This is a genomic window from Dyadobacter sp., from assembly GCF_039919315.1.
Taxonomy (GTDB): Bacteria; Bacteroidota; Bacteroidia; order Cytophagales; family Spirosomataceae; genus Dyadobacter.
In genome coordinates, this window is sequence record NZ_JBDSFX010000083.1 from 118,095 (window position 1) to 142,835 (window position 24,741).

18 protein-coding genes are annotated in these 24,741 nt (G+C 45.4%); 8 read left to right on the forward strand and 10 right to left on the reverse strand.

The window, feature by feature from the left end; genetic code table 11:
* Window positions 1–5: 5 nt before the first annotated feature.
* Window positions 6–2,504, reverse strand: a complete 2,499-nt coding sequence (locus ABIO93_RS23000; RefSeq protein ID WP_348072055.1) for a bifunctional YncE family protein/alkaline phosphatase family protein — start codon at window positions 2,502–2,504, stop codon at window positions 6–8.
* A 143-nt stretch (window positions 2,505–2,647) separates the two neighbouring features.
* Entirely contained in the window at window positions 2,648–3,436 is a 789-nt protein-coding gene (locus ABIO93_RS23005) for a methyltransferase, TIGR04325 family (RefSeq protein WP_348072057.1), read from the reverse strand.
* Window positions 3,437–3,553: 117 nt separating this feature from the next.
* On the opposite strand from ABIO93_RS23005, the gene ABIO93_RS23010 reads away from it, so the two are divergent.
* On the forward strand, window positions 3,554–4,543 hold the full coding sequence (locus ABIO93_RS23010) for a glycosyl transferase (protein ID WP_348072059.1): 990 nt from the start codon (window positions 3,554–3,556) through the stop codon (window positions 4,541–4,543).
* Between the two features lie 8 nt (window positions 4,544–4,551).
* Window positions 4,552–5,421: a glycosyltransferase family 2 protein gene (locus ABIO93_RS23015; RefSeq protein WP_348072061.1), complete on the forward strand. Its 870-nt coding sequence runs from the start codon at window positions 4,552–4,554 to the stop codon at window positions 5,419–5,421.
* On the opposite strand, the gene ABIO93_RS23020 is transcribed toward ABIO93_RS23015, so the two are convergent.
* From ABIO93_RS23020 to ABIO93_RS23030, 3 genes are read right to left on the reverse strand one after another with little or no spacing between them, the layout of a single operon-like run.
* Window positions 5,418–6,122, reverse strand: coding sequence for a glycosyltransferase (locus ABIO93_RS23020; protein ID WP_348072063.1), 705 nt, complete (start codon window positions 6,120–6,122; stop codon window positions 5,418–5,420). The genes ABIO93_RS23015 and ABIO93_RS23020 overlap by 4 nt on opposite strands.
* 5 nt (window positions 6,123–6,127) lie before the next feature.
* Window positions 6,128–6,973, reverse strand: a complete 846-nt coding sequence (locus ABIO93_RS23025) for a glycosyltransferase family 2 protein (RefSeq protein WP_348072065.1) — start codon at window positions 6,971–6,973, stop codon at window positions 6,128–6,130.
* Window positions 6,957–7,754, reverse strand: coding sequence for a glycosyltransferase family 2 protein (locus tag ABIO93_RS23030; protein ID WP_348072067.1), 798 nt, complete (start codon window positions 7,752–7,754; stop codon window positions 6,957–6,959). Before ABIO93_RS23030 ends, ABIO93_RS23025 begins: the two co-directional genes overlap by 17 nt.
* Before the next feature lie 990 nt (window positions 7,755–8,744).
* On the opposite strand from ABIO93_RS23030, the gene ABIO93_RS23035 reads away from it, so the two are divergent.
* The 3 genes from ABIO93_RS23035 (at window position 8,745) to ABIO93_RS23045 (ending at window position 12,406) form a co-directional block, all read left to right on the forward strand.
* The gene (locus ABIO93_RS23035) at window positions 8,745–9,410 is read left to right on the forward strand and encodes a hypothetical protein (RefSeq protein WP_348072069.1); all 666 of its coding nucleotides are present in this window, start codon (window positions 8,745–8,747) and stop codon (window positions 9,408–9,410) included.
* 144 nt (window positions 9,411–9,554) lie between these two features.
* Window positions 9,555–11,738, forward strand: coding sequence for a tetratricopeptide repeat protein (locus ABIO93_RS23040; protein WP_348072071.1), 2,184 nt, complete (start codon window positions 9,555–9,557; stop codon window positions 11,736–11,738).
* Between the two features lie 38 nt (window positions 11,739–11,776).
* On the forward strand, window positions 11,777–12,406 hold the full coding sequence (locus ABIO93_RS23045) for a response regulator transcription factor (protein WP_348072073.1): 630 nt from the start codon (window positions 11,777–11,779) through the stop codon (window positions 12,404–12,406).
* A gap of 59 nt (window positions 12,407–12,465) precedes the next feature.
* Here the strand turns inward: ABIO93_RS23045 and ABIO93_RS23050 are convergent, their stop codons facing one another.
* The gene (locus tag ABIO93_RS23050) at window positions 12,466–17,826 is read right to left on the reverse strand and encodes a S8 family serine peptidase (protein ID WP_348072075.1); all 5,361 of its coding nucleotides are present in this window, start codon (window positions 17,824–17,826) and stop codon (window positions 12,466–12,468) included.
* 302 nt (window positions 17,827–18,128) lie between these two features.
* Here ABIO93_RS23050 and ABIO93_RS23055 point away from each other — a divergent pair, with 302 nt between their 5' ends.
* Complete coding sequence (locus ABIO93_RS23055) at window positions 18,129–19,370, forward strand: hypothetical protein (RefSeq protein WP_348072077.1); 1,242 nt, start codon at window positions 18,129–18,131, stop codon at window positions 19,368–19,370.
* A gap of 25 nt (window positions 19,371–19,395) precedes the next feature.
* Here the strand turns inward: ABIO93_RS23055 and ABIO93_RS23060 are convergent, their stop codons facing one another.
* Both ABIO93_RS23060 and ABIO93_RS23065 read right to left on the reverse strand, forming a co-directional pair.
* Entirely contained in the window at window positions 19,396–19,584 is a 189-nt protein-coding gene (locus ABIO93_RS23060) for a hypothetical protein (protein ID WP_348072079.1), read from the reverse strand.
* Window positions 19,571–20,071 carry a hypothetical protein gene (locus ABIO93_RS23065; protein WP_348072081.1) on the reverse strand — a complete coding sequence of 167 codons (501 nt, stop codon included), beginning with the start codon at window positions 20,069–20,071 and terminating at the stop codon, window positions 19,571–19,573. Before ABIO93_RS23065 ends, ABIO93_RS23060 begins: the two co-directional genes overlap by 14 nt.
* Before the next feature lie 297 nt (window positions 20,072–20,368).
* Between ABIO93_RS23065 and ABIO93_RS23070 the strand changes: the two genes are divergently transcribed.
* Window positions 20,369–20,779 (forward strand): RidA family protein, encoded by a 411-nt coding sequence (locus ABIO93_RS23070; protein ID WP_348072083.1) that lies wholly within the window; start codon window positions 20,369–20,371, stop codon window positions 20,777–20,779.
* A gap of 101 nt (window positions 20,780–20,880) precedes the next feature.
* On the opposite strand, the gene ABIO93_RS23075 is transcribed toward ABIO93_RS23070, so the two are convergent.
* Both ABIO93_RS23075 and ABIO93_RS23080 read right to left on the reverse strand, forming a co-directional pair.
* The gene (locus tag ABIO93_RS23075) at window positions 20,881–22,212 is read right to left on the reverse strand and encodes an amidohydrolase (protein WP_348072085.1); all 1,332 of its coding nucleotides are present in this window, start codon (window positions 22,210–22,212) and stop codon (window positions 20,881–20,883) included.
* A gap of 49 nt (window positions 22,213–22,261) precedes the next feature.
* Window positions 22,262–23,158 carry a DMT family transporter gene (locus ABIO93_RS23080; protein WP_348072087.1) on the reverse strand — a complete coding sequence of 299 codons (897 nt, stop codon included), beginning with the start codon at window positions 23,156–23,158 and terminating at the stop codon, window positions 22,262–22,264.
* A gap of 96 nt (window positions 23,159–23,254) precedes the next feature.
* On the opposite strand from ABIO93_RS23080, the gene ABIO93_RS23085 reads away from it, so the two are divergent.
* A complete protein-coding gene (locus ABIO93_RS23085; RefSeq protein WP_348072089.1) occupies window positions 23,255–24,667 on the forward strand; it encodes a PLP-dependent aminotransferase family protein in 1,413 nt (470 codons plus the stop codon).
* The last annotated feature ends 74 nt before the right edge of the window (window positions 24,668–24,741 follow it).

Below are 24,741 nucleotides of genomic sequence, written 5' to 3' on the forward strand. Positions count from 1 at the left end.
CTATCTTAATCTTCATCAAATCCCTCTTCCTCTTCTTCCTCGCCTCCTTTTTCCAATCTCACAAAAGCGCCACGGCGGGGGGCAGGCATCATGCTCTTTTCACCACGAACGGTTTGCCACACAATCCGGCTGAAAATCAGGTCGTCAATGGCATCAGGCACTGAAAGATCAAACTGATCAGATTGACGGGAATTCGTATTAACGGCGACGTTTTTCTGGGCAAGGTCTACACCGGCCTGCTTCGATGTAAAAGCAGCCGCATTCGCCGTTTTGTTAAAACATCTCCACATCGGCGTAGCAGCGGCGTCGTATTGGCTCATTGGTTTCAAACCCAGGATCAGTTCCATTGTACGCAACATTCCCGAAGTAGAATACATGGTATGGTCTACAAACCCCCTTTTCACAAAACCTCCGGCAACAAATGCAGTAGAACGGTGCGCATCCACATGGTCAGGTCCATTTTGCGCGTCGTCTTCCAGAATAAACACGACTGACTCGTTCCAAACCTTGCTTTTGGAAAGATGTTCGACAAAACGACCCACAGCCAGGTCATTATCAGCCACAGCCGCAAACGGTGTAGGTTTTCCAACACTCGCGCCGGAAGTATGGTCATTGCCAAACCGGAGCGTATTCAGCCTTGGAAGCTTACCGGCAGCCAATAGTTCATCAAAATCCTTTTCCCAGGCCGCTTCGCGGTCGATATCCATATAACCAAGATTGTAGCCCTTAAATGTCGGGCAGTACTTGCCTTCAAGCGTTTTAATGTTAGCTTTTCCCTCGTCTGCAAACCAGCCATAGCTCCTGAAAGTCAAGCCGGCTCGTAATGCATGGTCCCAGATAAAGCCGTCTCTCGGATGCGCGATTTCTTTTTGGCCTTCAAAATCGTAAGTACCTCCACGACCGCCGTAACTTGTCACCCAGTTTTTTTCTACGTAGTCGTTGGCGTAGGCAGCCGAAGACCAGTTATGCCCATCGGCGCTTACTTCCGCATCCACGTAAAAGTTATCCAGCAACACAAATTCGCGGGCCAATGCATGTTGGTTCGGCGTTACTTTTTCCGGAAATAAGCACAATGAAGCATCGCCGTTTCCTTCCTTCATATCTCCCAGGATCTGGTCGTAGGTCCGGTTTTCCTTAATGATGTAAAACACATATTTAATGGGCGATTTGTCTCCTACCTTCATGGGAACCGGGTTTCCAGCCTCCCCTTCTGCATTCAATTCTTTGTTTTTGGTATAAGGGGTATTGGCATAAACCAAACGCGAGTAAGCAGAAAGTACCGGCGACGACGGAGCATCTATCATCGACAATGTGCCTTTGAACAATCCGCCAATGTACTGCTCCCTGCCTGTGTAAGCCTGCGGGTTAGGACCTACCTGCTGCGGGACTTTTGACAAGTTCGGATTAGGGCCTTTGGGGTTCGCTTTGGAAGAAAATCCTTTTCCATTGGTGACAAATATTTTCGACCCAATCGTTTTCACAGCGGTCGGATACCAGCCTGTCGGGATGAATCCGATGGAATGGCTGCGTCCTTTTGTTTCAACGTCAAACACCGCTAGACAGTTGTTATCGGCATTGGCAATGTATAACGTTTTCTCATCCTCGCTCAACGCAAGGCCATTGGGCGTAGTACCCACGGGCGCGTCTGGAAATAGGGACGTGGTTAATGTTTCCGATATCTGGCGTTTGGTAAGGTCAATGAGCCCGACGGTGTTGTCATTGCCATTGGCTACATATAAAAATTTACCATCTTTGGTTAACAGCAAATCGTTAGGATTTTTGTTAGTAGCAATTTCGGCTGCTATTTTTTGCGTTGCTGTGTTCACAATCACAACCCGGGAGCCGCCCCAGAGTGAAATATAAAGTTCCTTTTTATCATTGGAAAGCAAACAGGTGTAAGCTGCCGCACCCAGGTTTAGTTTGCCAATGGTTTTTTTGGTTTGAGAATCACAAATGTAAAGCGAGCTGTCTTCTTTGGTCACGACATAAATCCTGTTCTGTGCATCGTCGACTGCTATTCCCGTCGGAGATATTTTAACAGGCCAGGGTTTGCCCAATACGATCGGCTGCGCAGGAACAAGCTGCTGGTTTTCAATTTTGAATACTAAAATTTGATTATCGTTACCACCGGAGGCATACAGTGTTTTTTCATCCTGGCTGAATGCCAGACCAAGGTATGATTTAGCGACTCCCGCCGTATCCAGCACCGTTTCCGAGGCTGCATCAATTAAGGTAATGCTTTGTGTGCTCTGCCCATTATTGGTGACAGCCAAGTATTTTTTTGACGGGGAAACTACTAGGTTCAAGGGAAGATCATCCAGATCCAGACTCCTGCCAACCGGTGTTAGTGACCAGCCATTGGGTAAATTGATGCGTTTTGACGAAAGATCTTTATAAATGGCCTGCTCTTCCGATTGCCCGGGAGAGCCTGTATTTTTCTTACAACCGTAGGCTGAAACAACCGCCAGCAGCAAGTAAAGTCCGGTTTTTAAATTTCCTGTCATGGTGAGTTAATAGAATGAATGCGTTTTATGTCAAATCTAGGTCTTCTATATGGCTAAAGACCAATTGATAAGTTAAGGATTTGTTAAGAAAAAACCTGAGTGGAATCAGAATAGCTTCGGTATGCGTCAGTTTTATAGAAGCGTTATTTCTTTACAAAAAAGAATCCTTTGTCGTACCCGGCCTTGATGTGATCAATTTCCATTTCCTGCTCTCCTTCGACATAGGATGTGAATTCAGCTTTCAGCTCATAGTCCTTGAAATACCCCAGAAATTTTTCTTCATTGAAAAACCAGGCGGGATAGCGGGCTTCGTAGATTTCCGGGGATACAATCTGCAATGTCAACCGGTCGGGTTGATTATTTTTGATAAATGCAGTCCGGTCGATGATTATATATTTGAAACCGTAATCCATTACTTCCAGAAGGAATTCGTGGGGTTTTTCAAGATACTGGACTACGCTCGACAGCAGCAGTACATCAGCTTTTTTTGCTGCAAGGCTTTCCTGGATAGTGAAATGGAATTTTAAGATTTCGTCCGCAAACAGCTGCTGCCCGCAACGAACGTAATTTTCTTGCTCTACAACGCTCCAATGCATTTTTACCGAGGCAGGGATAAGATCTCTTACCTGATAATAAGTACTTCCCAATGACCCGCCAAAATCAATGACATTCAATGCATTTTCACATTCAATAGCAGTGTAAAGAAGCGCGGAAATGACTGAATAGGGGTAAATTTTTTGATCAAATAAAACAGAGTCCCGCTCGTATACGGCTTCTCCGATTTTGATTTTCAGCAATGCTTCTCTTGTGATATCGAGGATAGTACCCGCTTCATATCCGCCGGAAAGGGACGTCAATGCGTCCCAGCTACTATAATTCCCAAACCAGCCGTACTGGTTTTCCTTGTCTTTCTTACGCTTGAAAAATGACATTTTCTTTTGATAGAGTATGGTGCAATTTAGCTTATTGAATGAAAACAGCATGGGATTCAGCAGATATCTTTGATATTTGTATTTCAAAAAATCCTTCCTATTACGAACATTTTGTAAATGCAGAATTTTTGCACGCTTTTCAATTCATTCTACCTTTCGCGTGGGTTGGCACTTTACAATTCACTTTTGAAACAAGACATTGATTTTCAGCTATATATTTTCGCGTTTGATGAAGATTGTTACCAGGTTTTATGCCGGTTGAATCTATCCAATGCTACAATTATTCCACTAGGAGCATTCGAGACGCCGGAATTGCTCTCGGTCAAAGCGGGCCGCACAGCCGCCGAATATTGCTGGACATGCACGTCGTTTACCATTTGGCATTGCATCCATACCTTTTCGCTCGATCGTTGCACTTACCTGGATGCGGACCTGCTATTCTTCGCAGATCCAAAAATACTGACCGACGAAATGGGCGATAAATCGGTACTCATCACGGAACATCGTTACAGCCCCGAGTACGATCAGAGCGCATTGAGCGGCATTTACTGTGTGCAATTCGTAACTTTTAAAAATACGCCGGCGGGACTGCACGTCTTGGATTGGTGGATGAAAGCATGCCTGGAATGGTGCTATGCGCGATTTGAAGACGGAAAATTTGGCGACCAGAAATACCTCGACGACTGGACAACCCGGTTCGAAGGCATACACGTGCTCGCACACCCGGGCGGGGGCATTGCACCGTGGAATTCCAAGGATTACAGCTATACCATTCAGTCGGACAAAGTGTATCTCCAATCTCAAAAAGGTGAAAATGCTCAGCTCGTGTTCTACCATTTCCATGATTTCAGGTATTGCGCCGAGAAAAGCTTCCGATTGACAGCCGAGCAGTACAGACTTCAAAGTGACGTGAAACGGATAGTATATAGTGCTTACCTGAAAGCGCTGGCAACCGCAGCATCGCAGGTTCGCGCAATTGAACCTTCTGCTGTTTTCCATGAAAATCCAATGCCATTGAAATGGATCAAAGTGAGCCTGTCGCGTCGCATACAGTTTTTTGTAAAAGGACATTATAAGAATTACGTCAAAATGAATGCATTAACTTAGCAACAGGCATGTCCCCGACCCTACCCAAAATCACTGTCGTGACCCCTTCGTTTAACCAGGCGCGTTACCTGGAAGACACCATCCGTTCCGTGTTGGATCAGGGATATCCAAACCTTGAATACATCATCATCGACGGAGGAAGTACGGACGGATCGACTGATTTGATCCGCCAATACGAAAAGCAGCTGACTTACTGGGTTAGTGAAAAGGACAACGGACTGTACGATGCTATACAAAAGGGTTTTGCACGCTCAACGGGTGAAATCATGACGTGGATCAATGCCGACGATATGTATCATAAGCAATCTCTGTTCACGGTGGCGGCCATTTTTCAAAAATTTGAACAGGTGAAATGGCTGATGGGCGCAAACACATTCTTTAACGAAGCCGGTCAATGTTTTCTCTATGACGATTTGCCTTACGCCCAGCGTTGGTCGCGGTTACGGCTGGAATTGTTCGACGGCCAGTTTATTCAACAGGAATCTGTATTCTGGCGGCGCGAACTTTGGCAGGAAGCGGGAAGTCATATAGCGCAGGGTTATTCATTGGCGGCAGATTTTGAGTTATGGCTGAGATTTTCGCGGTATCAGCAGCTGTACACGACATCATTTCTGTTGGGAGGCTTTCGGTTCAGGTCTGAGAATCAGAAAAGTTATGAGCAGCGGGACCAATATATGGAACAGGTGCGCGAATTATTAGCAAAGGAAAAGAGAGGAGCCGTTTCTCTTCTGTATTACCGGTTCCTGATACGTTTGGCAAAAGCCGTTTCAAAAAGGAAATGGAGAAACAAATTGTTGGCCAACATGCTAAATCTGCCGCCCAAAATCATCTTCGACCGGGAGCAGGGAATAGTGTTTAGTAAGAAAAATGATTTTTAGCGACCCGACATCCGCTCTTTTATCTTTTTGAATTGGAATCGAAGGTAGATTGACAGTCCAAAGTATTGCAGTATCAGTCTGCTTTTCTCTTTTTCAAAAACAATGTCCTTTTGCAATGACGAGATGCCGGTGTCATTGAAAACCGCAATATCATAATCCCTGAATGTGAAGTGGTAGTCTTGCATGCTATTGCATCCCATATTGAGCACATGATCCGCTGAGATCGTATACCGCGTATCATACCTGCGTCCATCAAAAAAACGCGCCGGATAGACAATGGCCTGATGATTAATGCCGGTCTTGGCCTGTCGGTAAGGCGAAAGCTCACCCAGATATTTCTTACCGGATTTGATTACATTACCGTAGTAGATCGAATGCGGATCCTTCAACTCCCGGGCAAACATTGAAAAGTCGGACGTCAATATGTCGTCAGCACCAACGAAGTATACCCATTGGCCCTGGACGTGATCCAGAGCTTTGTTCATGGCATCATAAATTCCGCTATCCTTCTCACTTTTCCAGTATGCAAGCCTGCCAGCATTCCGCTGAAGAATGGCCCGTGTGTTGTCTGTACTTGCTCCATCCATGACGATGATTTCAATGTGTGGATGTGATTGAGCGTAAATACTGTCCAAACATCTTTGTAAATACTGATCCGCATTGAAAGTGACCAGAATGACGGATATGAGCTGATTCTCCATCGCGATTAAACGACCAATATATTCTCAACCTGTGTGACAGGTTCAAAATTGCCGATATACTGATGCAGTCCCTGCGTGCAATACACCGATTTATGCAACACACTCTCCAATAAATGTCCGTCTGTTTCCCGGCAGCGGGTCCTATCGACTTCCGGATGGAAAATATGGAAGACTACGCCGCCAAATTTGATTGCGCGTTTTCTCAGTCCCGCATTAAGAAGCCTCACGGCAATCTCATTATCCTCACGGCCCCACGCATGAAATACTTCGTTATAACCGTTGACGCGGATAAGGTCGTCTTTCCAAAAAGCCATATTACAGCCTCTCAATGTAAAAATATTCTGGTTTTTATAGCGATCAGCCATGTATCTGCTCAGCCATCCTATGCTGAAACGGTTAGAGATATTGGTTAAACCGGATTGGAAAAGATCAACGTGCGGCTTCTGTAACTGAACTAGTTTTTCGGATAATGGCTTATCCATCAACACCCTGCTTCCGGTCACGAATGTGCCCCGCTTTCGCATCGCCAAATGATCCTTAATAAAATGCTTGTGAAGCAAAAGGTCTCCGTCGATCTGGATAACGTAGTCGAATGAGCTTGCAGCAATGGCTTTGTTTCGGATTTTGGAGAGGCGGAACCCTTCGTCCTCTTGCCAGATGTGGATGAGCTTCACGGGAAAAGTGGGACGAATAGCCTCTATCAGCTCAGCAGTCCGCGCTGTTGATCCGTCGTCGGCAATAATTACCTCGTCCGGTAAAACTGATTGTTCTTTCACGCTGAGCAGGCAAAGTCGCAGCGCTTCCGGCCAGTTGTAAGTAGAAATAATAAGCGAGCTAGAGAATGTCTTCATATCCATTAGTGCATCTTTTAACTTTTTTATTCAGCGTTTTTTCAATGATTTGCCGATGAAAAGGCTCATTGGGCTTCGGTAGTTCGTCATGGTGTAAGTGAAACTGGACCGCGGCCAGCTTGACGATTTTTTTCTCGATACCATTGTTGATGAACCGGGCTGCCAGCTCCTCATCCTCATGGCCCCATCCATTCAGCTCATTATTATATCCGTTGACCCGGATAAAATCAGTTTTCCAGTATGCCAGGTTGCTGCCGCGGACGCTGCAGCTCGTCATTTCCTTCCGATGTCCGAGGCCCCATTGCGCGGGTAAACGCAAGGCATTCAACCGGTTATTAACCCCGGAAGAGTAAAAACGCAGATTCACATTGGTGTTTTGAAGCACCGATTCAGTTTTCTGCGCAGTGAGTCTCGCGCGGGTGCCGCGCACGAAAGCGCCCGTTTCAGCCGCCGCCAGGTGGTCGGCCACGAATGATGGGTGCAGCAGCACGTCCCCGTCTACCTGGATTACGTAACTGCCGGTGCTGCGTGAAATCGCTTTGTTGAGTATCTGGCTTTTGCGAAAACCAATGTCTTCCTGCCAGACATGCCAAATCGGAACAGGGAATGTTTCCTGCATTTGGTTAATCACAGTGCGCGTTCTACTATCCGATCCATCGTCGGCAATAATCACTTCTTTGGGGAGGACCTTTTGTCTTGCAACACTTAAAAGATTGCAATGCAATGCCTCAGCCCAATTATAAGTAGCTATGATGAGCGAAGTCGGCGGAGCTAAGTCCATCAATAAATTAGGTTGTTCACTGTATACAATTTCATGTTAATTTCCTGGATTCAGCCCATAGCATTAAAGCGATGTTGCAACCGGCCAATGGACAGGTATATAGAGCAAAATATCAGGTTAATGGTTGGAATGGGGTATAGTCAACCAGATATTCACCTAGTAACATCGAATTTTTGCTATCCTCAGGGTCAGCGAGAATCCAGCCTAAGAAATTGAAATTAAAAAAGAAACGGATGGTTACTTATGTTGCTATACGTTTGCAGGTCTTGAAACTGAACCTGGTATAAAAGGCGGGGATGTATTTTACTGATAGAGCCCATGAAATTACGTTTTGTTAGGGAATAATATTATTGCATGGGGTACAAGTTAAGGAGCGGAAACGAATTAAATCGAACCGTATGCTAATTTATTTTTCGAAATTTAAGTCACCGATGTGCGACATTTGTTAATTTCCTGCATGTCAATCTAGTGGTTAGTCTTTGACGAATCGTTCCGACGGATTGGGATATACGGCTCCCCACCTTTTTTCTATCCTTACCAAATCCATCTCCGAGTTGAAATGTACATACCTCCCGCAGGTTTTGCCCAAAATATCAAGCTGAGAGAAGACAAAGTATAGACAACTAACCACAGGCTTTAGCCTGTGGTTAGCGGCCCGCTAGACGGTCGTCAGCTCGCGGCCCGGTAGGTGGTCGTGGTCGTCAGCCAATGGCTCAGCCAGCGGCTCGCTCGGCTCGGTCGACCTCTCGACCCTTACTGACCTCATCCGGAAACCTCGCAGCACGTTGGCTAAAGCCCGTGCGTCTTTTGCATACCCGTCACTCCAGGCTGAAGCCTGGGGTTAAAAAAGTCCTGCGGGAGTCTGGCCAAGTTGGTTTAACCCTTTTATGGTATTGAAGTGCACGTGCTTATGTTCCAAATTTGCACATAGAAAATTGCTAACCATCATTTCAGCCTCCTCGGCGAAAACTGAACAAAAACTGATTGAACATGAAAACACTAGCCTTTAAAGTTATCCTATTTTGTGTCCCTGTCATGATGGCTGGACGCTGCAGCAGGGAACCAGAAACACCCATACCGCAGGTGAACTTAGCCGACTTTGGCCTGGACGCCACTTTTGACGTTGGAGAAAATTACACTTTCAAACAATTTGTGCCTCTGGAAACGAACATGGGAAAACAGGCCGCCGGCTGTAATTTTCTCGGAAATCAGATGAGCATTGGCTTTGGTGCCCTAAACTACCTTGATCCCAACAAGTCCAACGGCTTCAATGTTGGTTTCAGCGTTGATAACGTCACTCATGAAGGGCTATATGAATTCCGCGAGGAAGATCCCGCTGCCAAAAACACATCGGGCTACATCAAGAGGACCAGGTCGGGTTTGATATCCTCAACCCCTTCTCCTATAATGGCATACGACAATCGTCAAAATTATTTGCGGCTGCCTCCTGACGCGGACGGCCACTGTAACGAACAGGAAATGCAGGTTGGCGTCCAAAGTATCGATATCACCAAGTACAGCAGTGAAAACGGGGGTGTGATAGAAGGCAGTTTTCACATCAATGTGTACCATAAACCCGAAAGCAAATGCGCACAGTACCAGCATCAGCTGATCACCGGAAATTTTAAATTGAAGCGGGTAAACATACCCCAGTAATTAAATCATTAAGTTTTTTATGCAAAACTGAAAATGTATGATGTAATTTATTTAGTGGGGCAGTAAGAGGCCTTCAATATGTTACTTTTAAGGAGAGGCAGGCCTGCAAGCCGTGACTTATCCACTACGTGACTCTCTTAAAAAATGAAATTTACAACGTTCGTCATTAGCCTGATTCAGTTGCTCTCTTTTGTGGGCACGATTCAGGCTTTTGCTCAGTCACCCAGAACTGTTCCGTTGCCCTTTATTCAAAACCTGATCTCATCTGCTGACCCTCTGATCAAACGAGCGGAATACGACTCGGCATCTACCAAACTGAGTCAGGCATTACAACTTTCAATCAACGCCAATGCCCGGCATTACGTAGCAACCTGCTATGACAAGCTGGCAGAACTGAATCAGTTCATTGGTAAAACAAATGAAATGAACCGGTTTGATTCGCTTTCCCTACCCATTGTAAAACACCTCAAAGACACCATTCTCCTGATCAATATCTATAACAGACAGGGGATTCAGGCCATGGAAAAAGGCAAAAACAATATCGCCGAACGCCATTTTAGCACGGCACTTGCCCTTGGTCTGGAACGGGAAGCTTCTAAAAAAACGGCCGAGGTTTACAGCAATTTCGGTTCAATGTATCTGGCCAAGGGGGAAAAAGGAATGGCATTGGAAAGCTTTTTGAAAGCATTAACCCTTTATGAAAAGAATGGCGCGGAACAAGGCATGGGAGAAACATACAGCAACATTGCCTCCTTATTTTATCTTATGGGAAAGGTTGACGATGCGATTCAGTACCAGCAAAAAAGCATTGAAATCAGAAAAAAACTGAATGATAAGAAGGGACTGACCATTACAAACATCAACATTGGACAGCTTTATATTATCAAGGGAGCATATCCGCTTTCATTAAGTCACTTGCAGCAGGCCTTAAAATATGCAGAGCAGTTAAAGAATACAAAATTAATTGCCTCTGCATCTTCTGCCCTATCCGTTTATTATTCCAAGACCAAAAACTATTCGGAAGCACTCGCCTGGCAAACCAGAGGAATAACGCTTTTTGAAGAGATCGATGACAAACAAATGCTTTCCCGGCTGTACGTTTCTGCGGGAAACCTGGCCAATGCTGCCAACGACTCTGCCAAATCAATCGCCTATTATAAGAATGGGCTGCATCTGGCTATTGCGATGGATAACAAGGAAAACATCGCTAACGCTTATGAAAAAATAAGTATTTTTCATTCGGGACGGCAGAATTTTGAACAGGCCCATTTCAATTATAAACAGTATATCGCTTACCGTGACAGCATTTCTGAGAAAAGTAATCTGGCAAAAATTACTGAAATTCGCACATTGTACGAAACGGAAAAGAAGGATGGAGAAATTATACGACTCAATACACTTCAAAAATTAAAACAACTGCAAATTGAGAAACAAGAGGCCGTAATCGATGGAAACTTGTTGGAAGTAAAACGGAAACAGGCCGAAATAGAGCTGCTTTCCGCCGAGAAAAAATTAAATGATGAAGCACTTGAAAAACAGAGCTTAGTTACCAAAAACAAAGAACAACAACTGGCATTAGCCGAAAAGGAAACCGAATTAATAGACAGCCAGCTTGATAATGAAAAGATTGTAAGAAACCTGCTAATCGCGGTTCTGATCCTTGGGCTACTGACCGGATTTACATGGCTTAACCGGTTTAAATTGCGAAAGAAAATCCAACAGCAAGCCGATTTGCTTGCCATTAGGAACAATATCAGTAAAGACCTGCATGATGAGATCGGCAGCACGCTCACGAGTATCAATATTTTGAGCAATGTATCTCAAAAAGCACTTTCTTCTAATCCTCAGCAAGCACAGGAAATGTTGGGAAAGATTGCCGGGCAAAGCAAAACCGTGCAGGAAAAAATGAGTGATATCGTGTGGGCAATTCGTTCAGAAAATGAAAAAATTGAAAGTTTGGTCGCCAGAATTAGAGAGTACGCCTCACGAACATTGGAACCATTAGACATTGACATCGAGATTTCATTTGATGACGAACTTATTGATAAGGAGTTACCACTTCAAACCAGGAAGGAATTATTATTGATCAGCAAAGAGGCCATCAGTAATATCGCCAAACATGCACAGGCATCGAAGGTAACGGTATCCTTTGGTCGAAATAATGAGTCACTGGAATTGAAAATAAACGACAATGGAAATTGGAAAGGCAATGGAACCGGTACCGGAACAAAAAGCATGGTGGAAAGGGCACGGCTGCTGGGAGGAGATCTATCCATTGTCCCCGGCAACTCAGGAACTCTTGTCCATCTGCTAATTCCTATAATCTGACTATATTTTCAGGCAACTAGCTCTATTAAATTTGACCTATGATTCCAAAAGTGCTTATATATGAAGATAACGTCAACTTGCGCGATAGCGTTGTAACACTTCTGGAATGGGACAAATCGTGCGAGGTCGTGGGTGCTATGACCGATGCCAGCTTCGTCAAAAAGGATGTTTTGCGTTATAAGCCCGACGTCGTCATTATGGACATCGAAATGCCTCACAGCAACGGCGTACAGGCGGTAAGGGATCTTCGTTCAGTTAATCAAGATGTTCCGGTTCTAATGTTTACCGTTTTTGAAGATGATGAAAATGTTTTCAATGCGATTTGTGCAGGAGCAAACGGGTATATCCTGAAAAAAAATCTTGAATCCTTACAGGCGTCGGTAACTGATGTATTGACCGGAGGCGCTCCTATGTCCGGCTCCATTGCCCGTAAAGTACTCGGATTTATCCCCAAATTCGAAACCAAAAAAGATCCTAATCTCGAACTGCTCAGTAAACGGGAAAATGAGATTCTGGAATTTCTTGTAAAAGGTTACAGTTATAAAATGATTGGCTCCGCATTGACCATTTCCGTCGAAACGGTTCGCGTTCACATCAAAAATATTTACAAAAAACTGCATGTAAACAGCGCTACGGAGGCATTGTATAAAGTATCTCAGGGAAAGTAATCTAATGGATTTAAACAGTTCTATCAGATATATAAACATGCCTGACGAGCGGTTGGGATCTACTCTTTTACAACCTTAAAGCGCCTTTCTCCTTCCTTGGACTTCACTTTAATCACATAAAACCCATCGGCCAGATCCGGCGAACGGAGGTCTACTTCCAGAGCAGGTGTACCTTCCCCAAATTCGAGTTTTTTGCGTGTTATGCCATCCAGGTCAATTACCTCGATTAGAACAGGCCCGGATATTACGCTTTTCGGTTCAAGCCTGAACATTCCTTTCGACGGATTTGGGAAAACATGCCATTCCGGAATTTGGTCGAACGAGACAGATTTAATGGATGAATACGTGAAGCTTCCTTCCGTACCGTCCGAAGCGCGGTCGACCATTTTCAGCCGGTAGTAGTGTACTCCGTGACGTGCAGCCTGGTTGTCAAGGAAAGTGTATTGCCGGTTCTCGTTCATACCTTTCCCGGCAATTGTCCCAAGATCATAAAACAGCCCTTTTTTGACATTTTCGCTGCCAACCGCCACCTGCACCACGAAGTGACTGAAATCCGTTTCCGAAGCAGTCGACCAGTTTAGGTATACCAATGCGCCTTCTCCCGAACCGCTTTTCTGGGCGGTAAAGTTGATCAGTTCCACAGGTAATGGTATGCCGGTACCTATGTAGCTTTTTGCCAGCCAGAATTCAGAGAAGTTTTTGGTCTCAAATTCCAGGTAGTAACCGCTTCCAAACGGAACCTTTGCTACCTTATCGTGAGGATAATAGTCCCATCCCTCTTTGGTGTCGTTTGTCATATTGCCATCCTGGTTAGGTCCCGAGTATTTCGTCACAGCCAGGTCATAAACAGATGTGGGTTTATTCACACCCGGGTAGCCCGTTGCCTTCACCAGTCTTTCGATACTCGCTTCGGGAATGTATAACCGCACACCGACAGGTTTCTCAAAATTTCGATCCGAATTGATCACGAAATTCCGGTCTAATACCAACTGCCCCTCACTTAGCTGTAATGGGCCCTCATTCAAATAAGGCTTTACAAGAACACTAGTGATGTCCTGCCCACGTGAATGTATAGACGCGACTAGTCCATTGTCGATGGAATAATGACTCCATTCGTTGCCTGGCATGTAAACTGAGCCAATTCCTGAGGGTACAGACCCGCCACTGTAAATATCATAGCCCATATTGTAAATATGGATATCATCGATGGCAACTCCTTCTCCATTGCCGGCACCATTACTTTTGAAAACAAAACGGATCCGCAAATAATTGGTCGTCGGTAGCAGCGCTGTAAATACCCGCCATCCACCAGCAACTTTCCCGCTCCAAAAGCCCAATCCTCCCTTTTCGTCACCATACCAGTTGGTCCCGTAACCTTTTGCACCTAGCCGTCGCCATCCGTACCCGCTATCGCACTCGATGTAGACCATGTCACAATCATCCCCATCGCACGATTCCATGTCCATCCGGGCGCTGAAACTTAGGTATGTTGAATACGAGTAGGGTAAGTTAAAGCATGGCGAATACAGGTAAGACTCCTCATTATTGTGATAGAAACCGGTCAGGTTTGTCTTCCAGGCATTCTGACCGCTTGCTGCATTCGAAATGCCTGCACTACTGGGCTTACCGAACTGCCACGATGAATTAGTACCCAGCGTGTACCATCCTCCGTTTCCCGACTCGAAGTTTTCCAGGTATGGCATTGCAGTAACGACCCCCGGTGTGAAAATTTCAACTTCTAGCGTGTCATTGGTCCGGTTGAAGTCCGATCCCTTCTCGCACCATACTTTCAGTACGTGTTTTCCTTCTTTGTAAATATCTCCCGGGTCATATACCGTGAACGTCGCACTTTCGCTTTTTCGAATTACGTCTATATTGTGTTCCGATATGATACCATCAACAGACAGTTTGACAGGTACGTTAAAGCAGTCATCACTACCGTTGTTCTTGAATACCGCTTGCATGTTATACCCACCCAAATTATCGCAGATCGAAAATGGAGGCACATTTAATGTTAGCGCTTCGACATCACTCCTCGTTTTGAATAGCCTTATATCATGAATTGCGTAGCCGTCTTCAGGAAAAGCATCAACGGCTGCGCTAGCCCATCTCACCTGAAAACCAGCCGAAAATTCCTGACTATTATTTCGAAGCAATTGGGTAACCTCTACCGACGCCACTTTGTAACTATTTTCTACGTCTCCATAAGGTCCTCCGTCAATAATATAGGCAAGAATCCATGGATCGTCGCTACTGCCACGAATGTACACCCTGTTAAAGTCGTAATCGTAATAACCAGCCCAATAAGTATGTTTGAAATTAAGCCTTACGTCGTCGTCATGTACGCGGTATCCCGAAAGATTAAATGTGCCCTCTAAATAGCTCTGGGATGAAAAGGAACTACGGTCAGTTGCATCCAAAACAAATGTATTTTCGGGCAAATAGTCAGTAATTGGAGGTACTTTTGTCCGTAAACGCCCATTCCCTTGCAGCCGCTTAAAGTCGTATGCTACCGCACCCTGGATACCCTGAATCGACGCCCTGACATCAAAAGCGGGAAGAGCTTCTGGATTCAGAACATAAGGTAATGTGATCTTCGGATTGGGAATCTGTCGCAGCTTGACGACCAGAGAATCGTTTGATTTGACGGGATCTCCGGCAAGCCGCACACGTACGAGTAATGTTGCTTCGCTGGCAGAAGCCAAATTGACACGCCGTTCAAAAGTATAATTCGTGCTAGCCGACGGCGCCAATGTGGTATTGACTGATTCCCAGTGCATTTCTCCTCCCAGTGAATAGCCAACCTCGATGGGTTGGGACTGGGGCTGGTCATCAATGTTTTTAATACTGATTGTAACGGACTGCTCAGCTGCGTAGGCCGCCTTCGTAAACATTCTGACATTCGGCAAAGGCGTGACCACGGCCTCCATTTTGAGGTCGTTATCCGAAATAGCACCTTGGCAGGTTCCTGAATCGGGTTTTCTGATGATCGCAATCGAACGCCGTCCCGGTACCTGATCTTTCCGCGCTCTTACCGACATATAATAAATGGAGTCCTGTGACAACCCCGCCGCTGTGTAATTCAGTCCGTTTGTGATACCAACTGCCTTCATTTCATCACCAGTCGATAACATAACTTCGTAGTCAGAAGCTCCGCTCACCGCGCTCCATTGTAAAGCAATGTATCCTTCGCATTGAACGGATTGAAGGGTTACAACCGGGATACCGAGAATGGCGAAAGGTCCGCTCACATTAGTAAGGCCGCCTCCATTCCTGGTTACCCTCACTTTTGCCTTGCTTGTCATTGCATCGGGTACGGTCCAGGCCAATTGCCGCTGATCCGGTGCCACACCCGCGTTGAGGGTCGTCCAGGCGGCTCCATCGTTAAGCGAATACGCGACATTGTACGTACTAAGCTCGTCTCCATAAGCATCCCAGCAAATATTGATCGCATCACCCTTCGTCAAATGGTCGCCTGCCAATGGATATGTGACTGTTACAGAAGTTTCAATGATATCGTAAACGACGAAATATTCCTGCACATCCAGGGGAATCTTCGTTGCCACCACCTGAACTGAATAAGTGCCCGCGGCGGGTGCGTCCAAAACGATCTGCTCGATGTTATTGACCGAATCGACTCCCGACACAGCCGCTGCCGTTGGGGCAGTTGCAGAGGGAAACTTGGGCAATACCTTGGTGTTTCCAGGTCGGATCATGGACATGTCAAGATTGTTTACCAACGTGCCGCCATCAGCGAGCGGGGAAGGGGCCGGATCATGCCAATAAATCAGAACCTTCAATTTGGCTGTGTTGGCTGGTACGACAATCTCATGGTTTTTTGTAGCAAGATGTGCGATCGTTCCATTAAAATAATGGCCCTTATCCAGCATGGTTACTGAGCGAAGCAGATTCATCTGCCCAAAACCGTAACTGTAATCGGGCCCTGGTAAGCCCTGGTCAGTAGCACCATTGCAGATCAGTGCTTTTATCAATGCATTTTTAGGATTATTCTGCTGGTGCAACTGACGATACCGCTGGTAAAGCAATGCCGCACCGCCCGTGACCGCAGGCGTAGCCATGCTCGTTCCAGAAGCAGACTGGTACGCATTGCCCTGAATGGCCGAAATGATACCGTTTCCGGGAGCGGCTACTTCCGGTTTGATCCGGCCATCCTCTACGGGCCCTTTTGAAGAGGTAGGGCTGATGATACCATTTGTTTGTGTATTCCCGACTGTCAAAACATTTTTTGCCGACTGATAACCGCCTAGAACCGTACCAAAACCTACCGGTAACACATTGCAGTTTGTCGATAATCCGCTGTTTCCAGCAGCAAACACATGTAGCAATGAAGGGAATTGAAATGCTTGTTGATCCAGCGCGGATGAAGTGTTACTGTAACCGCCATAACCCCCGCAGCCACCGGGCCCGCCATAGGTATTACTGGTGACCACCATCCCATATTGCTGGACGTACTGAGAGGAATTCTCCCAGATCTGCGACGTGGACTTAGACACGATTTTCGATCCAGGCGCATAACCTCTGTATTTTTCGTTGAGCAGACCCGATCCGGCAGCTGTCCCCCCCACGTGTATGCCGTGCCAGAAGCTGTAATTGGGATCAACATAGCTAATCACGCGCCGACCTATATCCGGATGTACAATGGGATCTGAAAAATCGCCAAGACCGATCACTACGCCCTCTCCTGTCAATTTGTAACCTAATATCGCTGTGGAAGCCAGTACATTAGCCTTGGTATTGGCTGTACTTTTATCGTTCAGCATTTCCGTTGGCCCCGGTACCGGTTCTATGAATTGCACCCAGGGAAATTCAGCAAGACGTCTGATACTGCCCTCGGGAATTCTTACGTCGAGTATCTGGTGTGATTTCAGGGCATCGGATAACAGCTCGAACCCAATTTGATTGATGTCGCTGACCACCTCATCCCACGTGAAAGATCTTGCAAAGCTCAATGTCACATCTATTTTTCCGGCAACCGTTCGGGCATGCTCCGGGACAATCCCCGCCAGCAGTAAAGTTTCAACAATATCCTCAGCACCCGGTTTGAAAACAGCCCGTACTCCAATAGCTTTCAAGGCTTCCCAGTCAATTTGCCCTACTATTGTGGCGGTGTAAGCATTATCAGGTACATATTCCAGCAGCTCTATCCCACTTTGTTTAAGGCGCATTTGCCCGGCCTCGTCAGGAATCTCATTGAACTGAATAATAACGAGCGATTTTTCCTCCTGCACCGCCTGCTGGCGACCGTCGCGGAGTATAATGTCTCCTGGAATGCTGTCGGAAAGCGACACTATTCTGTTTTTAAGAAATAGCCGCTGCTCTGGCCCATGTTGGGCAAGGATTGTAAATGGAATAAATGATAGCAGAAATAATAGACGAACTGTCCGTTTTCTTGGAGTCATGCAGATGTAACCGATAGGAAAGGAATGCACGAAAATAGTCAACAAAAGATCATTCCCAACGTATACTGGGCTGTAAAATTAATTTGACAGAACATTTGCCACTTCGACAAACGACAGTTTGATAAAGTTTCTACATGACCTTTAAATAATTGAAATAAACCGATCAATGCCCAAAAAGCCCCTAACAATAAAACATTTCAAATAAATAATAAAATTAAACAAATAAATTTTTTCGGATTTTTAGTTTTAGTCTGATGTTAACCATTAAATTGGCTATCAAATTAGCCATTCTAAAAATGTCAATGAATCAAATCCGGCTCGTCATCTTCATGACTGGGTTATTTCTTTTATCAGTAACCGTTTACAAATGGCAGGCATTTACGCATTTTGCATGGGGCATTATATTGTTTAAAGCGCTTGTCCCGATCTCATTTCTAATGGTTTGCTACGGCTTTGGGCGCCTCCTTCGTATTCCCCTGATCTTGTGCCTGGCAATACCCATTTTGTTAGAAAGCATTTGCTGGCTGTACATTAGCCATGTCATGCGGGTAAATCAAACTGCGGCTGTTCATCGCGTGGGGATTTTGGAGCAATGGATCAACTATCGGGATGTAATCCAGTTTAATGGTCAGTTCAGCAACTATTCGCCCGATCTCGGCTACACGCTCAGACCGCGAAGTGAGGGTTATCATGCTGACCTTGAATATAAAAACAAATTTAAGATTAATAGTGTTGGCCTCAGGGACGACGAGGAATCGTTGCAAAACCCCAAAATTATCTTTGTTGGGGATTCTTTTACAATGGGCTGGGGAGTTGATCAGGATAAAACTTTCGCACAGCTGACTGAAAAACAAGCAGGTGCAAATTCTATTAATGCGGGAATTTCGTCCTATGGTACCTATCGTGAAATGCTGTTATTCAAGAAATTGCAGCGAGATTCTTGTAAGTTACTCGTTATCCAGTACTGTGATAATGATCTCGAAGAAAACGTCGCCCGCACTGAGCCCAACAATCAGGGCCAGTTATTAACTTCTGAAAAATTCCGGAAAGTCACGGTTTTCAATCACCTGAATGAGGGCTACTTTCCGATGCGCTACGCATACTTTTTTCTCCGTGAGAAGCATCTTTTCAAACGCATATTCACAAATCCTGTTGAAGTATGGCAGGATACGTTTGACGCTGCTTCGTCGTGGATATCAGGAAAACCATTGGTGGATAATGCCCCTCCTTTTATCCAATCGGAAGCTGCAACGATACAACACACTGAAAACTTTTTCAAAGTATTGGCCAAAATCAGGTTAATATACGCTGGGAACATTGTGGTAATGCACATTGCCGGCCGGTATACCAAACCGGAAATGATCAATGCTTTCGAAGCAAAAGCGAAAAAAGAAGAAGATACCAAGCTCTATTTTTTAAGAAACACGGACATACTTACCACGAACGACTATTATCCGATAGATGGCCATTTAAATACGAAAGGACATCAAAAAGTCGCTAACTATTTGAATAAATTAATCCAGGAAAAGAATTTACTAAACTAGCCCCATTAGGGTATCAGGCGATTATTCAGGGCCGCTTCAACCAGTTATTTTTTTGAATGAGCTCAGCCATTGCCGCCCCTATTTTAGCGTGGCCACCAGCATTGATATGGTCATCAATAGTGAAATAATCTGATCGGCTTAATAATGCGTGTACATTAACAAAATACACCCTGTCCGCTGGATGGATTGCCTGATAAGCCTCAAACTCTTTCACGATCGGAAAGTTGAATGGGTGGATGCTGAACACTGGCTTCGTCATCCCGAACGCCCAGCGAATTTGTCTTAATTTCGACATCGAACTCCGGATTTGTAAACCTACCCGTGATACCCGGTTTAAAGCGATATCCGAAGGTAGAATCGTAGCGGGAAAGGTCATTATTAAAGTTGGTTGTATTTCGAAAGGAGCCATACAATTCCCGAACCCAATAATAATAATCATTGCTTAGCGGAGCATAACGCTGGTAATGTGCCATATATGCAACACTACCCACCAAACCGGCTTCTATGACAGCGAAGATGCTTACCAAGATGGCCAGACGGTCAAATCGGCCGCTACAAAAGGACCAAAGCATCACAATTAATCCAATCGGAAAGAGGAAAAAATAGAGCGGAAAAATAGTCCCATGCTGGACAAAAAAATCCTGACGAAAAAGCGGCAAGCATAGCAAAAGAAAGCCAAACAGAAAAATTCTGATACTCATAGTGGTGTGTTTTCATGTTTTTGGTAGAATGCCTTTTTAATCAAATTATTCATAGACTTCAAACCTTTGGACGAGAAAAGGATAAATACAACTAATAATACTGTTTGTCATATTTATTCTTTTCTTCAAAAATATACTCCAGTGCTGGTCCGATTGATGAGCTAATTATTAAACGGTGTGTGATTGGTACAATTTTTTCTATCAGCTTTCTTTCAATCAATTGAATACATTACACCAAAAAGGTCAAATTTCTATATGAAGTATTTGTTAAATTAAGACACTCAACTTTATTATAATATGAGCTCACACATCGAATTTCTAAATCCGGATGAATTATTAAAAAATCCTGCTTTTTCCCAGGCTGCTATTACAAAAGGAAATGGAAGTACTATTTATATTGGCGGACAAAATGCAATTACCAAAGACCTTGAAATAATTGGTAAAGGTGATATAGCCTTGCAGACCGAGTATGTTTTAAAAAACATCGAAATCGTATTAAATTCCTGCGGCGCAACGCTAGACGATTTATTTAAACTGACAATTTATATAGTACAGGGCCAGGATGTGAGAAAGGGCTTTGAAGGGGCTCAGGGATTCCTAAAAAAATTGAGCAATCCGCCTATTATTTCTGGCATTGTGGTCGCCGGACTGGCCAACCCTGATTATTTGGTAGAAATCGAGGCAGTTGCATTTAAATCCACCATTTAGGGAGATAAATAAATGGTGACCTCTCCTAGTGGGTTGTGTTGTTTGGCAAGCATGTCAGCAAAAGTGCCTGGTAGTCTGATTAAGTGTTTTACTTACTGAGCCTAGTACACAATCTTCCCGCGATGGATCAAAGATTTAACAGGAGAAATCCTAGAAACTGCTTCTGCCGAGCAACTCGCATCGATCAGTATCATATCTGCGTGGTGACCCACTTTTGGCCAGCTCTGGTTTCCCTTGTCGTCAAGCGGGAGAATATTGTGTGTAGCGATTTTTAGAATTCTTGAAAGGTCAAATTCGGTACGGTATCCGTAAAGTTGCGCTGCCAGGTTTGCTTTTTGCAGAATACTGCCGCTTCCGAAGGTACTCCACCAGTCAATGATGCAGTCATTGCCAGCGAGCACATCCACACCGTGTTTATACAGAACGGGAATCGGCATAATGGTGCCTCCAAACGGGACGGTGGAAGCAATCCCTACCTTTGCATTCGCCAGTTTTTCAGCAATTTCTTCGGTTTTTATTTTATCAAGATGCGCCAGTGCAAAGCTGTGGCTAATATATGTTTTGCCCTTCAATACCGGGTTTTCCAGTACCTTATTAATCAGATATTCAATCGTTTTTAACCCCGATTCCCCACCTTCGTGCAGGTGGATATCAATGCCTTTACTGTTGTCGAGGGCAAGCTGCACGATAAAATCCATGTGCTTTTCGATCGCCCCGTCGATACTGGTCGGATCCAACCCGCCGATGAAGTCAATATCCATTTTAGCGGCTTCCTTCATTAAATCCGCCGACTTGGTGTAGTAGATACCATGCTGAGGAAATGCAACCAGCTCAGTCTGAAAGGAATCCTTCTTATTTTCAAGCGCTTTTTGAAGATGCTTTAATGAGTCCAGACCGGAAGTGGGATCAATATTGACGTGCGACCTTGCATAGTTTGTACCGTATGACTGCATCAGTTCGATCAGCTTCTCAGTCCTGGGGGTCGACGTTTTCAGAAGCTCAGGTATAATTTGCTGCTCATAGGCAATCATATCCTTCACCGATTTATTCTTGGAAAGCTTTGCTTTCCAAGGAAGGCCGTAAAAAGTTTTGTCCAGATGAATGTGCATATCCCGGAATGGCGGAAGCATTAGCAGTCCTTTGGCATCGATGGCGTTTGCATCGGGTCTATTGGGAAGAATAGCTTTTATTTTGCCTTCATGCACCTCAATATTAAACAGTTCTGTTTTGGTATGGACCACTTCACCGTCTTCATCATATTCAAAACCCGTTTCCAATCTTACATTTTTCAATGTAAATGATTTGTCAGCTTTGAGGAGTCGAGGCCTTTCCTCAGCAATGGCCGCGGACGCATTCAACATGCCTGTGCCTGCCGCCAGCAACACGGATGAACTTTTAATGAAGCCTTTGCGGGAGATTGATCGTGGTTCCATAACTTATAGTTTTATACAAATTAAGTACCGGGACGCGAAAACTCATTGATTACTTCGCAAATTTCTTCGACCCCGCAACACAAAGTATAACGCCCAGGGTGACACCCAGCATCCCAATACTTACCTGCTCATGAAGTAATGTTGCGGCCAATGCCAGTCCGAAAAATGGCTGCAACAGTTGCAGCTGCCCCACCGCCGCAATACCTCCCTGCGCGAGCCCCCGGTACCAGAATATAAAGCCGATCAGCATACTGAATAGAGAAACATAAGCCAGTCCGAACCAGGCAGGCGAGCTGATTTCGCTGAGCGATGCGGGCATTAGCAGGAACATAGCAGGGGTCATAAAGGGCAGTGACAGCACCAATGCCCAGCAGATCACCTGCCATCCGCCTAATGCTTTTGAAAGTTTCGCTCCTTCGGCGTAGCCCAATCCGCACAAAATAATGGCCAGCAGCATCAGTATATCACCGGCAGGAGACGCGGAAAGACCCTGCGCAGCTGCAAAACCAATCACAATCAGGCTTCCCAATATCGAGAATAACCAGAATGCCGGGCGCGGACGCTCACCGCCACGGAGCACACCGAATATCGCTGTCGAAAGCGGCAGCATGCCCACGAATACGATGGAATGCGCCGAGGTAACGTACTGCAATGCGAGTGATGACAAAAGCGGAAAGCCAACCACAACTCCCAATGCGACGATCGTGAGTGCGACCAGTTGCGCTTTTGCAGGCCTCTTCTCTTTGAAGATCAGCAGCATCCCAAGCGCAAGCAATCCAGCAATGGTTGCCCGTGCCACGGTGACAAACAATGGACTGAAGTCCACGATGGCCAGTTTCGTTGCAGGAAGCGAGCCACTGAATATGAGCACGCCCAGAAACCCATTGATCCAGCCACTGCTGCTGTTTACTGTCGATTTGTAAAAAATTGAGTTAGTACTGTTCATGGCTAATGATTTATTGTACTGCAAAATTAGACTGACTAGCTCAACAGACACAGTACCAGTTTTGTAAATTTTAATGAGCACAGTTATATTTACAGCATGAACAGAGATTTTCTTTACAATCAAATAGCCAACGGGATCGCCAGCCAGATCACGGGCGGGTTGTTGAAAGCCGGAGATAAACTACCTTCAGTCAGAATGTTATGCAGGGAATATCGCATTAGCATGAACACTGCTAAGAGAGTATTTCTAGAATTGGAAGCGCAATCGCTGATTGATTCAAAACCGCAGTCGGGCTATTTTGTGAGTATGGGATCTCACCTCAAACTTCCCCTGCCCGACGTGAGCCGGCCATCTGCCGTAGCCAAGGGTATGGAGCCTGACGAACTGATCAGTAAAGTGTATGCCAATATGGGCAATGATGGTTTTACACTTTTTTCAATTGCTGTCCCTTCCACAGATCTTTTGCCATTGGCCAAACTGAGAAAAGAGATCATGAATGCTACCCGTGAGCTGAATGGAGGCGGCGCGGCGTATGAACCGGTACAGGGGAATGTAAAATTGCGAAGAATGATTGCCATCCGCTCCCTGGCCTGGGGCGGTAACCTGCACGAAAACGATCTGATCACTACCACCGGAGCTATGAATGCGCTTTCCTTTTGCCTGATGGCGCTGGGAAAGCCGGGTGACACGATCGCGATGGAAAGTCCGTGCTATCCGGGGACATTGCAACTGGCTATCACTCTGGGATTTAAAGTACTGGAACTACCCACGCACCCTATTTCCGGGTTAGAGCTAAATGCATTGAAAGAGGCTATTCCCAAAATTAATCTCTGCCTTTTAGTCCCGAACTTCAACACACCTCTGGGCAGCTGCATGCCTGACGAAAATAAAAAGGAAATCGTCGCGCTCCTGTCCAAGCATAACATTCCGCTCATTGAAGACGATATATATGGTGACTTATATTTCGGAGCACAGCGTCCTAAATGTTGCAAATCCTTTGACAAAGATGGCAGTGTTTTATGGTGTAGCTCGGTCTCGAAAACGCTTGCACCGGGTTATCGCGTGGGCTGGGTCGCGCCTGGGAAGTACAAAGACAGGTTACTCAAACTCAAATTGGTCCATTCCATATCCTCTTCCTCGATCGCACAGGAAGCAGTCGCTAGTTTTCTGAATTCGGGTAAATACGAAAGTCATTTGCGTCAGCTTCGCCGGACTTTGCAGGATAACTATCAACATTACGTGAATGCCATTGCCCGGTACTTTCCGGAAGGTACTAAAACAAGCAGGCCCCAGGGTGGTCTCTCGCTCTGGGTAGAATTCAGCAATGGTACCGATGTGGCAAAACTTTACGATCTGGCTATTAAACAACACATTAGCATTGCACCGGGAAGAATGTTCACGCTCCAAAATCAATTTGAAAATTGTATGCGGCTGTGTTTCGGTTTGCCCTGGTCAGTGCAGATAGAGGCTAAATTGAAACAGCTTGGAAGTCTTGCAAAGGTGGTCTGAGTCACTTTTCATTTTAATGTAAACAGGTATCTTCTGCCGTCGCGACGGAAGCGAATTGCCTCCAAAGCATTCGC